This is a genomic window from Enterobacter sp. CPE_E890 (assembly GCF_046521475.1).
Taxonomy (GTDB): domain Bacteria; phylum Pseudomonadota; class Gammaproteobacteria; order Enterobacterales; family Enterobacteriaceae; genus Enterobacter; species Enterobacter adelaidei.
In genome coordinates this window covers 467,422-481,156 of record NZ_JBKFZW010000001.1, presented here as the reverse complement: position 1 = coordinate 481,156, position 13,735 = coordinate 467,422, and the positions used below count along the sequence as shown (strand labels likewise).

Below are 13,735 nucleotides of genomic sequence, written 5' to 3'. Positions count from 1 at the left end.
TTGTCAGCTCCGGTGGAAATTTTCTTCATTCCACCAGCAATAATTTATAAAGCGGTTGATTCTCTTCAACCAAATCGGCCAGCGTGTAGTTATCCAGTTCCTTGAGAAAACTTTGCACGGCCTTAGAAAGCGCCTTTTTCAGACGGCAGGCGGGTGTAATGTGGCAGAACTCGCTGCTGCAGTTCACCAGAGACAATGGCTCCAGCTCACGTACCACATCGCCAACACGAATACTCTGCGCCGGTTTACCGAGACGGATCCCCCCATTCTTCCCGCGAACGGCAGCAACATATCCGGCACGACTAAGTTGATTGATTATTTTGACCATATGATTACGAGACACGCCGTAGACCTCTGTCACTTCAGAGATACTGGTCATTTTCCCATCGGGTAACGACGCCATGTAGATCAGCGCGCGTAAGCCGTAATCGGTGAAACTTGTTAACTGCACATCAACCTCAGGAAAAAGGGAAATCGCGGACAAACCGCTGAGATATACATTAATGATGATAAACCAGCCAGATAGTTAGCGGCTAATTTATTTGACTGACGGGGCGAAAAAGCAGAGATCGAGGAGTGGTCGCCGGATGGCGCTACGCTTATCCGGCCTACGGGTCACCCCCGCAGGCCAGCAGTCACGAAGATTATGCGTCGAACGGGTCGCGCAGGATCATCGTTTCAGTACGATCCGGGCCGGTAGAAATAATATCGATCGGCACTTCGGTCAGTTCTTCAATACGCTTGATGTAATCCAGCGCCGCCTGTGGCAGGCCGCTACGCTCTTTCACACCGAAAGTGGTCTCAGACCAGCCTGGCATGGTTTCGTAGATTGGCTCGATGCCTTCCCAGTCGTCAGCCGCCAGCGGAGTGGTGGTCACTTCGCGGCCATCTGGCATACGGTAGCCTACGCAGATTTTCACTTCTTTCAGGCCGTCCAGTACGTCCAGCTTGGTCAGGCAGAAGCCAGACAGGGAGTTGATCTGCACTGCGCGACGCACTGCAACCGCATCCAGCCAGCCGGTACGACGACGACGACCGGTGGTCGCGCCAAACTCGTTACCCTGCTTGCACAGGAACTCGCCGGTTTCATCAAACAGTTCGGTCGGGAATGGACCTGCACCCACGCGAGTGGAGTAAGCTTTGATGATACCCAGAACGTAATCCACATAACGTGGGCCCAGGCCGGAGCCGGTCGCAACGCCACCTGCGGTGGTGTTAGAAGAGGTTACGTACGGATAGGTACCGTGGTCGATGTCCAGCAGCGTACCCTGCGCACCTTCAAACATGACGAAATCGCCACGCTTGCGCGCCTGGTCCAGCAGATCGGATACATCAACAACCATACCGGTCAGAATGTCAGCAATCGCCATGACGTCATCCAGTACTTTCTGGTAGTCAACAGCGTCAGCTTTGTAGAAGTTCACCAGCTGGAAGTTGTGATATTCCATCACTTCTTTCAGCTTTTCAGCGAAGGTTGCTTTGTCGAAGAGGTCGCCCACGCGCAGACCGCGACGAGCTACTTTGTCTTCGTAAGCCGGGCCGATACCACGGCCGGTGGTACCGATCGCTTTCGCGCCACGCGCTTTCTCACGCGCAACGTCCAGTGCCACGTGATAATCCAGGATCAGCGGGCAAGCTTCGGAGAGCAGCAGACGCTCACGAACAGGGATACCACGGTCTTCCAGACCTTTCATCTCTTTCATCAGCGCAGCAGGAGACAGCACAACGCCGTTACCGATGATGCTGGTGACGTTATCACGAAGAATGCCTGATGGAATAAGATGGAGGACGGTTTTTTCACCGTTGATTACGAGAGTATGGCCTGCGTTGTGACCGCCCTGGTAGCGTACAACATATTTAGCCCGTTCAGTCAGAAGATCAACAATCTTCCCTTTACCTTCGTCACCCCATTGGGTGCCCAGTACGACGACGTTGTTACCCATTTTTTTCAAAATCACCGTTTGCTTAAAAATGGATTCTACCATCGCTTTTTCAGATATACAGCACTTTTTGACCTCAAAATGCGCCAAATCCGACCACTTTTTGATCAGCCAATCGTTTTCTTCAACATGTAGTAGATCACGATGCCAGCAACCACAAGACCGCCGCCAAAACGACGCAAAATATTATCTGGGAGCTGGCTCATCGTCGCAATCATACGACGCCATGCGCGCGGATAAAGCATCGGGCCAAGACCTTCCAGCACTAACACCAGCGCCAGCGCGAGCCAAATGGTTGAATTCATTTTTATTCCTTATAAAAGAAAACCACCGCTCCGTGAAGAGCGGTGGTTTGAATACTCAAACGAGCCTGAGTTTATCGCGTCGCGTTGGTCGGCGTCTTCATATAACGGAAGAAATCGCTGTCCGGGCTGAGGACCATTACATCCTGGTTGCTCTGGAAGCTATTCTCGTAAGCTCGCAGGCTACGGATAAAGGCGTAGAAGTCCGGATCCTGGCTGAAGGCATCTGCAAACAGCTTCGCGGCTTCTGCATCACCTTCACCGCGCAGAATACGTCCCTGACGCTCAGATTCCGCCAGTGTCTTGGTGACTTCGTAGTCCGCTGCCGCGCGCAGCTTCTCAGCCTCTTCCTGACCCTGTGAACGGTGACGACGGGCGACCGCTTCACGCTCGGCGCGCATACGGTTGTAGATCGCCTCGGACACTTCCACAGGAAGGTTGATCTGCTTAATACGCACGTCAACGACTTCAATACCCAGGGCCGCCATACTGTTCGGGTTGATCACCGGCACTTTGCCGTTGGTTTCAGCCTGAACGCGTTCAGCCGCTTTAGCAATCGCATCATCCGCTGCCGGTGTTGAGACTTCGTCTTCGGTGCCTGCGGTACCGGAGTTCAGCGCATCACGCACTTCCAGTGTCAGACGGCCGCGGGAATCGGTCACGATATCTTTCACATCCAGACGTCCAATCTCAGAACGCAGACGGTCAGAGAACTTACGTTTCAACAGCACTTCAGCCTGAGAAACGTCGCCACCGCCTGTCGCCAGGAAGTAACGGCTGAAATCACTGATACGCCACTTGATGTAAGAGTCAACGATCAGGTCTTTCTTCTCTTTGGTCACGAAACGGTCAGCCTGGTTATCCATGGTCTGGATACGGGCATCAAGCGTTTTCACCGACTGAATGAACGGCACTTTGAAGTGCAGGCCCGGTTCATAGATCACCGGACGCTTGTCGCTATCACGGACGACGCTGCTGAACTGGAATTTGATCCCTCGTTCACCCTCTTTCACAACGAAAATAGAGGTGTAGAGCACGACCAGTACGATGATGATGATCGCAATAACTGACTTACGCATCCTTATTCCCCCTGACGCTGGTAGTCGTTACGCTGCGCGTTAGCACGGCGTTGGTCCATGATGTCACCATCGTTCGAAGAAGGCGTGGTTGTTGCGCTTGAGCTACTGGACGACGCAGGTGGCAGACGCAGCAGGTTATTGGAACCGCTGGTGTCAGCTTTCGCCGCCGGAGCCGAACCGCCTTTCAGCATCTGGTCCAGTGGCAGTACCATCAGGTTTCCGCCTTTGTTGTCGTTAACCAGCACTTTACGCGTGTGGCTCAGCACTTTTTCCATGGTCTCGATATAGAGACGTTCACGGGTAATTTCCGGAGCCGCTTTATATTCCGGCAGAATTTTCGCGAAACGCGCCACTTCACCCTGTGCTTCCAGGATGGTCTGGGTTTTATATGCGCGAGCTTCTTCAAGAATACGCTGCGCCTGGCCGTTAGCACGTGGCTGCACTTCGTTGGTGTACGCTTCCGCTTCACGGATGTACTGCTGTTCGTTTTCACGGGCAGCAATCGCGTCATCAAACGCCGCTTTCACCTCTTCCGGCGGACGAGCTGCCTGGAAGTTGACGTCCAGCAGGGTAATACCCATGTTGTACGGGCGAATGGTCTCTTCCAGCTCGCGCTGGGTATCGCTACGAATAACGGTACGACCTTCGGTCAGGATGCGATCCATGGTGTATTTACCGATAACACCACGCAGGGCGCTATCAGTCGCCTGGCGCAGACTGTCATCGGCGCTGGTCACGCTAAACAGATAACGTTCAGGATCGGTTACGCGGTACTGCACGTTCATCTCAACGCGCACCACGTTCTCATCAGAGGTCAGCATCACACCAGACGCCGCCAGTTCACGGACAGATTCCACGTTTACCGCGGTAACGTCGTCAATGAAGGTCGGTTTCCAGTTAAGACCTGGCTCCACCAGATGACTGAACTTACCGAAACGGGTGACGACACCGCGTTCCGCTTCTTTAATGGTGTAGAACCCGGTGGCAGCCCAGATGATCACCGCCGCAGCGGCAACAATGCCCACCACGCGGCCACCCATTTGCGGGCGCGGCCCCTGGGTAGAATTTCCACCCGAGCCAGAACCTTTACCTCCGCCAAGGCCACCAAGCTTTTTGCTCAGCTTGCGGAAGATATCATCCAGATCTGGCGGCCCCTGCTCGCGACCACCTTTGTTGCCATTTCCCCCAGAGTTGCCGCCTTGATTATTGCTGCTTCCCCACGGGTCGCGGTCTTGTCCGTTGTTACCGGGCTGATTCCACGCCATGTATATGCTCCATATTTGTTATGCAAGGGCGAATTATTCAGGCATCCCCTTTCTGATCAGACGATATAGTCGACCAGCGCAGGTTCTTGTTTACAGAGGCGACGCCAGTCAACGATCGGCATACGCACCTGCATCCCCACGCTGCCGTCATCCTCCATCCACTCTTTTTCTATCGCCTGAAGCTGATAAAACCGGCTGCGCAGCCTGCCTTCCTGTGGCGGCAATCGCAGCGTGTGCTGAGCTACCTCACCGGAAAGACGTTCTGTCAAAGCCTGGAAAAGCAGTGGCACACCAATACCGGACTGGGCAGAAAGCCAGACCCGAATCGGTTTGTTCTCTTCATCTCGATCAATACGCGGCTCGAAATCCTCCAGCATATCGATCTTGTTCATCACCAACAGCGTTGGGATCTCGTGGGCGTCGATCTCTTCGAGCACCACGTTTACCGCGTCGATGTTCTCCTGCACACGAACATCCGCCGCGTCAATCACGTGCACCAGCAGGGTCGCCTGTCGCGTCTCCTGCAGGGTAGCTTTAAACGCCGCCACCAGGTCGTGAGGCAAATGACGGATAAACCCTACGGTATCCGCCAGCACTGTTTCACCCACATCGGCGACGTCAATACGACGTAACGTTGGGTCCAGAGTCGCAAACAACTGGTCTGCGGCATAAACCTGGGCCTCAGTAATCTGGTTAAACAGGGTGGATTTACCGGCGTTGGTATACCCCACCAGCGACACCGTTGGGATGTCGGCTTTTGAGCGTGCACGACGACCTTGCTCACGCTGTTTCTCAACGCGTTCCAGACGTGAGAGGATCTGAGTAATACGGCCACGCAGCAAACGACGGTCGGTTTCGAGCTGGGTTTCCCCCGGACCGCGTAAACCAATCCCGCCTTTCTGTCTCTCAAGGTGGGTCCAGCCACGCACAAGCCGCGTTGCCAGATGGCGCAACTGCGCCAGCTCAACCTGCAACTTACCTTCATGGGTACGCGCACGCTGAGCAAAAATATCTAAAATCAACCCCGTGCGATCGATAACACGGCATTCGCAAAGCGCTTCCAGGTTACGTTCCTGGGCCGGAGACAGCGCATGATCAAACAACACAACTGAAGCGCCAGTTGCTTTTACGGCATCCGCAATTTCAACTGCTTTACCTTCACCAACAAAATACTTTGGGTGCGGCGCTTTACGGCTACCGGTAATCACCTGCATTGCTTCGACACCGGCGGAAGAGACCAGAGATTCAAACTCCTGGAGGTCTTCCATATCTTTGTCTTGCGAAAAATAGATGTGTACCAGCACCGCCTGCTCACCGGCATCATAACGGTCAAACAAGCGTAAACCTCTCTAAAAAGATCAGCGGGGAACGCAGGATCCCTGGCTCCCCGTGTGGATAACAGCAGAGACCTTATTCGGTCTCGTCGCTGTCCTGCGCTGGCGTTGAAGAACCCTGCGCGTTGCTGCCGTGATGGTAGTTACTGCCAGTGCCGCCGCCAGCGTTATTGCTGTGATGAGATACCGGACGAGACGGAACAACAGTAGAAATCGCGTGCTTGTAGACCATCTGACTGACCGTGTTTTTCAACAGGATCACGAACTGATCGAAAGACTCAATCTGACCTTGCAGCTTAATACCATTCACCAAATAAATAGAAACTGGAACACGTTCCCGACGCAATGCGTTCAGGAACGGATCTTGTAAAGATTGCCCCTTAGCCATTCTATCTTTTCCTTATATGCTTGTTTTGTACTTAGAACCTTGCGATTCTGAAAAATTGCGCACGATACGTCTCAATTGTACACATTCAGTGAGCGATATCACCAACAACCTCAATCACTTCGTTTAACGCCTGTTGCGGTTTTTCACTGTCTAACCAGTGAACCCCCTCCCAACCGCGCAACCAGGTGATCTGGCGCTTCGCTAACTGTCTCGTGGCGCAAACACCTCGATAAACCATTTCATCGTATGAAATCTCACCTTCAAGATACGACCACATCTGGCGGTATCCCACACAACGAATGGAAGGCATATCCGTATGCAAATCTCCACGGGCAAATAGCGCCCGCACTTCTGCTTCAAAATCTGAAGCTAACATCTGATGAAAACGCTGCTCAATTCGCTGATGGAGCAGTTCACGGCTCGCCGGGGCGATGGCGAACTGATGCACCTGATACGGCAGAGCCTCTCCTGACGTTTGCGTCAGTTCCGTTAAAGTTTTACCCGAAATGAAAAAAACTTCCAGTGCCCGGGAAAGCCTTTGCGGATCATTTGGATGGATCCGTGCTGCAGCAACCGGATCAATCTCTGCCAGTTGCTTGTGCAAAACGTCCCAGCCCTGCTCTGCCGCCTGCTGCTCAATTTTCGCTCTTACCTCAGGATCCGCTGATGGCAGAGGTGATAGCCCCTCCAGCAACGCCTTGAAATAGAGCATGGTTCCGCCAACCAACAGCGGTATACGTCCCGCCGCTGTTATCTCGGCCATCTCAGCTAAGGCATCCCGGCGGAAATCCGCTGCGGAGTAAGCCTGAGCAGGGTCGAGAATATCCAGCAAACGGTGCGGTGCCGCACGCAACTCTTCTGCGTCAGGCTTCGCCGTGCCGATGTCCATCCCCCGATAGATGAGGGCGGAATCAACGCTAATCAACTCTACGGGCAAAACTTTACGCAACTCAATGGCCAGTGCCGTTTTGCCGGAGGCCGTTGGCCCCATCAAAAAAATCGCCTTAGGCAGGCTCGCCTTGCTTACGTCAATCATGTTTCAGGGCGTTCATCGCCGTTTGTAAATCAACAGGTTGTAATAGACCCCCTGGCGGCGATTTCACCAGTTGCGGACAAAGACGTTCAACCTCTGCCAGCACGCTAATGGCCTGCGCCATACTCCACGGCGTGTGTTCGCTTGCCAGATGACGGGCGATCCAGTGCGCGGTGTTGGCGGCATCAAACGATGTTTGCTGCGCCAGGTAGCCTATCAGTTCAGGAATCAAGTTTTGTAAATTTTGTTGGCGTAAGGGTAAAGGCACTGCACGAATTGTCACATGTTGTGGTTCGAGCACAATTTCAATGCCCATCTGCGCCAGTTGGGCCTCTGCACGTTGCAATACCCTTGTTTCTTCAGCGGATATTTTCAGACGAACCGGGATCAGCAGCGGCTGCGCGCAGGCCGAGTTTTCGCCCGGAGTGAGCTGCACCTGTTTGAGCCAGCGTTCGGCTACCGGCAATGCCAGAAGCATCAATTTGCCGTCACGCTCAAGCAGTGCCATATCCGGTACGACAATCGTCAACACCCGGCCAAAACTCTGGCTATGAGCGTCCAGGGAAGACGACGCTACCGGGATGTGTTCTTTACGCTCCACGGCTGGGGTTTCCAGCAGTTTGCGATACAACGCCCCCTGCTGCTTTTGATAGCCAGGCTGAGCGTTCGGGTAGTTTGCTCCCGTTGGGCGCGGAGCGCTCCCTGCAGAGGAGAAACGCGGCGCTTCCGGCTCGCGTACCGCAGCGGGTTCCGCAAAATGGTTCCGGCCCGCAGCAACACGGTTTTCCGGGAACGAACGTGGGGCAGGCTCTTCATTTTCCAGTGGCAACACCGGTTCAACCTGCTGTTGCAATACGCTCAGCACGCCCTGATAGATAAAATCGTGTACCAGTCGTGACTGGTGGAACCTTACTTCATGCTTGGCTGGATGGACGTTCACGTCGACCTGATGCGGGTCGATCTCCAGATAAAGCACAAAAGCAGGTTGCTGGTCGGCTCCGAGCTTATCTTCGCAGGCCTGACGAATGGCGTGATTAATGAGACGGTCCCGCATCATTCGGCCATTCACGTAGCAATACTGGATCTCCGCGAACGCCGCGCTGCTGGCGTTTGGGTCAGCCACCCAGCCGCGTAAAGCCAGATCGCCATGCTGCCACTCAATGGCCAGCGCCTGTTCCAGAAACGGTGTCCCGCAAATAGTTCCCAGTCGACGCTCTTTCTGCCCGCCTTCGGCCACCGCTCGGTACTGGCGCATCACTTTGCCATTATGACTGAGGTTAATGGTGACATCGAAACGGGCCAGCGCGATACGACGGATGATTTCGTCGATATGGCCGAACTCGGTTTTTTCGGTACGCATGAACTTGCGTCGGGCGGGAGTGTTGTAGAACAGATCCAGGACTTCCAGCGTCGTACCGACAGGATGCGCCGCAGGTTTGACCGTCACATCCATATCGCGCCCTTCAGCATAGGCCTGCCAGGCTTCTGCCTGGTCAGCCGTGCGGGAGGTCAGCGTCAAACGGGAAACCGAGCTGATACTGGCCAGCGCTTCACCGCGAAAGCCGAGGCTAATGATGGCTTCCAGATCATCCAGAGAAGCAATTTTGCTGGTAGCGTGACGAGCCAGCGCTAACGCCAGCTCGTCTTTTTTGATACCACAGCCGTTATCACGAATGCGGATTAGCTTCGCGCCACCGCGTTCAATATCAATATCAATGCGGGTCGCGCCCGCATCGAGGCTGTTTTCCACCAGCTCCTTCACCACCGACGCAGGGCGTTCTACCACCTCACCGGCGGCGATTTGGTTCGCAAGCTGCGGCGGTAGAACCTGAATCGGCATGAATTCTCCTTAGTTGGTCGCAGTTATCTCGCCAGGCTGCGCGGCACTGGCCGTCTGAGCTGCCCCGCCCTGTGGCGCGGACTGCAGAGGATGCGCCTCAAAATATTTACGCAAACCGTTATAAATGGCTTCGGCAAGTTGCTGCTGGTAGCTGTCGCTGCCCAGCAGACGCTCTTCACTGTTATTGCTGATAAAGCCTGTCTCCACCAGAATGGATGGAATATCCGGCGAACGCAGAACCCCCAGGCTCGCATGCTCCGGACGACGCTTATGCAATGCTCCGATGCCCTGCAACTGATTCAATACGTTAGTGGCGACATCATAACCGACGCGCTGGGAATGACCGAACTGTAAATCCAGCACTGCCTGGCTGAGATATGGATCAGACTGGCTGTTTGCCAGCACATCACCCGCACCGCCTAACAGTTCAGACTGTTTCTCGTGCTCTTCCAGCCAGTTTGCCATTTCGCTGTTCGCCCTGCGGTTCGAAAGCACCCATACCGATGCGCCAGTCGCGCTACGATTTGGCGCTGCATCCGCATGAATGGAGACCAGGAAGTTGGCATTTTGTTTACGCGCCACATCTGAGCGGCCCATTACAGAGATAAAATAGTCGCCGTCGCGAGTCAGCACGCCTTTGAACATCGGATCATCGTTTAACAACGTCCGCAGCTTACGGGCTACCGCAATCGTGACGTTTTTCTCCCGCGTGCCGCCTGGACCAATCGCGCCGGGATCCTGACCACCATGCCCTGCATCAATCGCGATAATCACTTTATCACCGCTGACCGCACGACGTGCGCTGGCCGCAGGGCGTGTAACGCTATTACTGCTGGTGACACTGGTAATGCGGTCGCTGTCCGATTTAAACGGATTACGTGCAGGCTCAGAAGGACGCGGCGTGTAAACCGGTTCTTCGACGCGTTTTGCCACCACTGGCGGAGGCGGTGGTGGTGGAGGTGCGTCAGCATTGATGGTAAAAACCACCGTATAGTTCGCGCCGTTTTGTTGCTTGACCGCCTTCGTTTTGCCCTTTTCGGTGAGATCAACCACCAGGCGCAATGACTGGCTATCTTGTGGTGTGCCGGAGCGAATGCTCTTCACCAGATTGTTACCGCTGAACTGCAGCGGTAATCCCTGAATCACTCCGGTTTGTTTGATATCCAGCGCCACGCTGTGGCTGTCTGGCTGTGAAAAAGCGTATTCAGGGTCACCCATAAAACTGAATGTGATCCGAGCCTGGCTTTCACCGTTCGATACCTGAATATCTGAGAGGTTAGCCGCCCCGGCCTGCGCGCACAGCAGCACGGTGGCAGCCAACAACCAACTTTTAACGCGATTAATCATCCCGTTATCCCTAAGCTTAACCGGCTAAACGAGCCAGTAAGGAACACCCTGATGAGGAAACCGCACTGATGCGTGCCTCACGCCCTTGTGCCTGGTAATCTAAGTGAATTTCGACATCCGGGTCAGGCAACACACCCGCACCTTGTTGCGGCCACTCCACCAGGCAAATGGCATCATTGGCAAAATAATCACGGATCCCCATAAATTCCAGCTCCTCAGGATCCGCAAGGCGGTATAAATCGAAGTGGTACACCATGAGATTTTCAAGGGTGTACGGTTCTACCAGCGTGTAGGTTGGGCTTTTCACATTCCCGCTATGCCCTAACGCCTGTAAAAAGCCCCGGCTGAAGGTGGTTTTACCCGCACCTAAATCACCATACAGATAAATGACGGTTGCCCCCTGACAGGCCTGCGCCACGCGCTTGCCGAGATCTAAAGTGGCTTGTTCATCAGGTAAAGGAATCGCTCGATTAGTCATTTTCTACGTCAATCACATCCGGGTTAACAACACGCCGTAGCGTGCAAAAAAGATCGGTGGCCAGCATACCGCGTGTACCGTAACGTGCAGCCAGTTGATCTGCCGCTGCACCATGAGCCACGCAGCCCGCACAGGCTGCATCATAAAGGGGAAGTTTCTGTCCAAGCAATGCGCCAATGATGCCTGAAAGCACATCACCCATTCCGCCACTCGCCATGCCCGCATTTCCGGCATCAATAATGCCCAGCGTCTCGTCACTGGCGACGACGGTTCCTGCCCCTTTCAAAACGGCAACACCTCCGTAACGTTTTACCAGACGCTGAGCAGAAAGTAAGCGATCGCTTTCAATTTCTGCCACGCTGCAGTTAAGCAGACGCGCGGCTTCGCCGGGGTGTGGCGTCAGAATGCGATTGTGACGCTTATCCGGGTTGATTGCCAGAAGGTTCAGCGCGTCAGCATCCCACAGCATCGGTTTACGAAAATTCTCGACCTTTTGCAGGGCCTGTTTACCCCACGCCTGCTGCCCAAGCCCGGGGCCGATAACGACCACATCTGCCCACTCGAGGCTTTCCTCGAGCATCGGGAGCGTAAGCTCATGCACCATCAACTCGGGTCTGGCAGTAACGATCGGTGCAATATTCTCGATGCGCGTGAGGACTCGTACCAGACCAGCACCGCTTCGCAATGCCGCTTCACCCGCCATGCGGATAGCCCCCGCCGTACCGTAGTCCCCCCCGACAATCACCAGTTTGCCATGATCGCCTTTATGGGATGTGGGACGTCTCGGGGGCAGCCACTCTGCAAGCTGCGAAGCATCAATGCGCGAAAGGTGCGTTTCCTGACCAGCTAACCAGCTGTCCAGCCCCAGCGCATTGTGGTGCAACACACCGACCACATCCCGCGCTTTGCCGGTCAGTAAACCCGGCTTCAGGGCGATGAATGTCACCGTATGCGCCGCCTGAATCACTGCCCCCGGCGTCGCGCCAGTTTGTGCTATCAGGCCTGAGGGAATATCCAGCGCCACCACCGGCGCGGAATGGCAATTGGCATGTGTAATCAACGCGGTAATGTTCTCACGCGGCGCACTGCGTAGACCGGTCCCGAGCAGACCATCAATAATCAGATCCATATCCTCCGGCCAGAGGATATCAGGAGCATGAATCACACCGCCGGCATTCAGCCAGGCATCTCGGGCCGCGCAGGCCTCCTCCGGCAGCGGTTTATCACTCTCCAGCGCCAGCAACGTCACGCGGATACCCGCAGCAACGGCAAGACGGGCGACAACATAACCGTCACCGCCGTTATTGCCGTGCCCGCACAAAACCAGCCAGTGTCTGGATTGCGGATATGCATTGTGGGCAACGTTAAACGCGGCTTCGCCTGCGCGCTGCATGAGTTCATATAGGGTGATACCGAGGCTGTCTGCTGCCTCTTTTTCGGCGCGCCGGAGGTCGTCCGCATGCCAGATGGAATGTGGTATACTTGCGGGGTTTTTCTTCACTGTATGGTCCGTCATGTCACAGCCCCTCGATCTCAATCAGTTAGCGCAAAAAATTAAACAGTGGGGTGCTGAGCTTGGCTTCCAGAAGGTAGGCATTACCGATACCGACCTCTCCGCCAGCGAGCCGAAACTACAGGCCTGGCTGGACAAACAATACCACGGCGAAATGGAGTGGATGGCGCGTCATGGCATGATGCGCGCCCGTCCGCACGAGCTTTTGCCGGGCACATTGCGTGTCATCAGCGTACGCATGAACTACCTGCCCGCCAACGCGGCTTTTGCGCGCACGCTAAAAAACCCCTCGCTGGGTTACGTCAGCCGGTACGCCCTGGGACGTGATTACCATAAACTTCTGCGTAACCGTTTAAAAAAACTCGGGGAAACTATTCAGCAGCACTGTGTTTCGCTGAATTTTAGACCCTTTGTCGATTCTGCGCCTATTCTTGAGCGCCCGATCGCTGAAAAAGCCGGGCTTGGCTGGACAGGTAAGCACTCACTTATCCTTAGCCGCGACGCCGGATCGTTCTTCTTCCTCGGGGAACTGCTGATTGATTTACCGCTGCCGGTAGACGGCCCGGTAGAGGAAGGTTGTGGCCGCTGCGTGGCCTGTATGACCATCTGCCCCACCGGCGCGATCGTTGAACCCTATACTGTTGATGCTCGCCGCTGCATCTCCTACCTCACTATCGAACTGGAAGGTGCGATCCCTGAGGAGTTCCGGCCGCTTATCGGCAACCGAATCTACGGCTGCGATGACTGTCAGCTGATCTGCCCATGGAACCGCTATTCACAACTCACGGATGAAGAAGATTTCAGTCCGCGTAAAGCTCTGCACGCACCGCAACTCGTTGAGCTGTTCGCCTGGAGCGAAGCCTGGTTCCTGAAAGTGACAGAAGGGTCTGCCATTCGTCGCATTGGCCATCTGCGCTGGCTACGTAATGTTGCCGTTGCACTGGGGAATGCGCCCTGGGATGAAGCCAATATTCAGGCGCTCGAAAGCCGCAGAGGTGAGCACCCACTTCTCGATGAACACATAGAATGGGCGGTTGCACAGCAAATCGAGAAGCGAAATGCCTGCGTAGTCGAGGTGCAATTACCGAAGAAACAACGCCTGGTGAGGGTGATTGAGAAAGGGCTTACGCGCGACGCATAATATATTCACAGCCTGTGTATAAAAATACAAACTCAAGCAGCATCGGGACTGGAGAAGAGGTCAAGTGATCTCAAT

At 54.7% G+C, this 13,735-nt stretch carries 13 protein-coding genes; 1 reads left to right on the top strand and 12 read right to left on the bottom strand.

The genetic code is table 11. The features are described from left to right. Window positions 1–25: 25 nt before the first annotated feature. The 12 genes from nsrR to nnr all read right to left on the bottom strand — a co-directional run bounded on the left by nsrR (window position 26) and on the right by nnr (window position 12,522). Window positions 26–451: a nitric oxide-sensing transcriptional repressor NsrR gene (gene nsrR / locus ACLHV9_RS02315; RefSeq protein ID WP_023293453.1), complete on the bottom strand. Its 426-nt coding sequence runs from the start codon at window positions 449–451 to the stop codon at window positions 26–28. A gap of 193 nt (window positions 452–644) precedes the next feature. Continuing rightward, the gene (locus ACLHV9_RS02310; protein ID WP_024907332.1) at window positions 645–1,943 is read right to left on the bottom strand and encodes an adenylosuccinate synthase; all 1,299 of its coding nucleotides are present in this window, start codon (window positions 1,941–1,943) and stop codon (window positions 645–647) included. 104 nt (window positions 1,944–2,047) lie between these two features. Further along, window positions 2,048–2,245 carry a DUF2065 domain-containing protein gene (locus ACLHV9_RS02305; protein WP_010427497.1) on the bottom strand — a complete coding sequence of 66 codons (198 nt, stop codon included), beginning with the start codon at window positions 2,243–2,245 and terminating at the stop codon, window positions 2,048–2,050. 71 nt (window positions 2,246–2,316) lie between these two features. Continuing rightward, window positions 2,317–3,321, bottom strand: coding sequence for a protease modulator HflC (gene hflC / locus ACLHV9_RS02300; protein ID WP_028016442.1), 1,005 nt, complete (start codon window positions 3,319–3,321; stop codon window positions 2,317–2,319). A gap of 2 nt (window positions 3,322–3,323) precedes the next feature. After that, a complete protein-coding gene (gene hflK, locus ACLHV9_RS02295; RefSeq protein ID WP_028016441.1) occupies window positions 3,324–4,586 on the bottom strand; it encodes an FtsH protease activity modulator HflK in 1,263 nt (420 codons plus the stop codon). 56 nt (window positions 4,587–4,642) lie between these two features. Beyond that, window positions 4,643–5,923, bottom strand: coding sequence for a ribosome rescue GTPase HflX (gene hflX, locus ACLHV9_RS02290; RefSeq protein ID WP_028016440.1), 1,281 nt, complete (start codon window positions 5,921–5,923; stop codon window positions 4,643–4,645). Between the two features lie 73 nt (window positions 5,924–5,996). Next, window positions 5,997–6,308 carry an RNA chaperone Hfq gene (gene hfq / locus ACLHV9_RS02285; protein WP_008502919.1) on the bottom strand — a complete coding sequence of 104 codons (312 nt, stop codon included), beginning with the start codon at window positions 6,306–6,308 and terminating at the stop codon, window positions 5,997–5,999. An 85-nt stretch (window positions 6,309–6,393) separates the two neighbouring features. Then, window positions 6,394–7,344 (bottom strand): tRNA (adenosine(37)-N6)-dimethylallyltransferase MiaA, encoded by a 951-nt coding sequence (gene miaA, locus ACLHV9_RS02280; protein ID WP_049005159.1) that lies wholly within the window; start codon window positions 7,342–7,344, stop codon window positions 6,394–6,396. Then, window positions 7,337–9,181 (bottom strand): DNA mismatch repair endonuclease MutL, encoded by a 1,845-nt coding sequence (mutL, locus tag ACLHV9_RS02275; protein ID WP_108089442.1) that lies wholly within the window; start codon window positions 9,179–9,181, stop codon window positions 7,337–7,339. Before mutL ends, miaA begins: the two co-directional genes overlap by 8 nt. Before the next feature lie 9 nt (window positions 9,182–9,190). Beyond that, window positions 9,191–10,528, bottom strand: a complete 1,338-nt coding sequence (amiB, locus tag ACLHV9_RS02270; protein WP_049005157.1) for an N-acetylmuramoyl-L-alanine amidase AmiB — start codon at window positions 10,526–10,528, stop codon at window positions 9,191–9,193. A 16-nt stretch (window positions 10,529–10,544) separates the two neighbouring features. Next, window positions 10,545–11,006, bottom strand: coding sequence for a tRNA (adenosine(37)-N6)-threonylcarbamoyltransferase complex ATPase subunit type 1 TsaE (gene tsaE, locus ACLHV9_RS02265; RefSeq protein ID WP_028016436.1), 462 nt, complete (start codon window positions 11,004–11,006; stop codon window positions 10,545–10,547). Then, window positions 10,999–12,522 (bottom strand): bifunctional ADP-dependent NAD(P)H-hydrate dehydratase/NAD(P)H-hydrate epimerase, encoded by a 1,524-nt coding sequence (gene nnr / locus ACLHV9_RS02260; RefSeq protein ID WP_108089441.1) that lies wholly within the window; start codon window positions 12,520–12,522, stop codon window positions 10,999–11,001. The genes tsaE and nnr overlap by 8 nt, the downstream gene beginning before the upstream one ends. Here nnr and queG point away from each other — a divergent pair. After that, the gene (queG, locus tag ACLHV9_RS02255; RefSeq protein ID WP_028016434.1) at window positions 12,521–13,660 is read left to right on the top strand and encodes a tRNA epoxyqueuosine(34) reductase QueG; all 1,140 of its coding nucleotides are present in this window, start codon (window positions 12,521–12,523) and stop codon (window positions 13,658–13,660) included. The genes nnr and queG overlap by 2 nt on opposite strands. The last annotated feature ends 75 nt before the right edge of the window (window positions 13,661–13,735 follow it).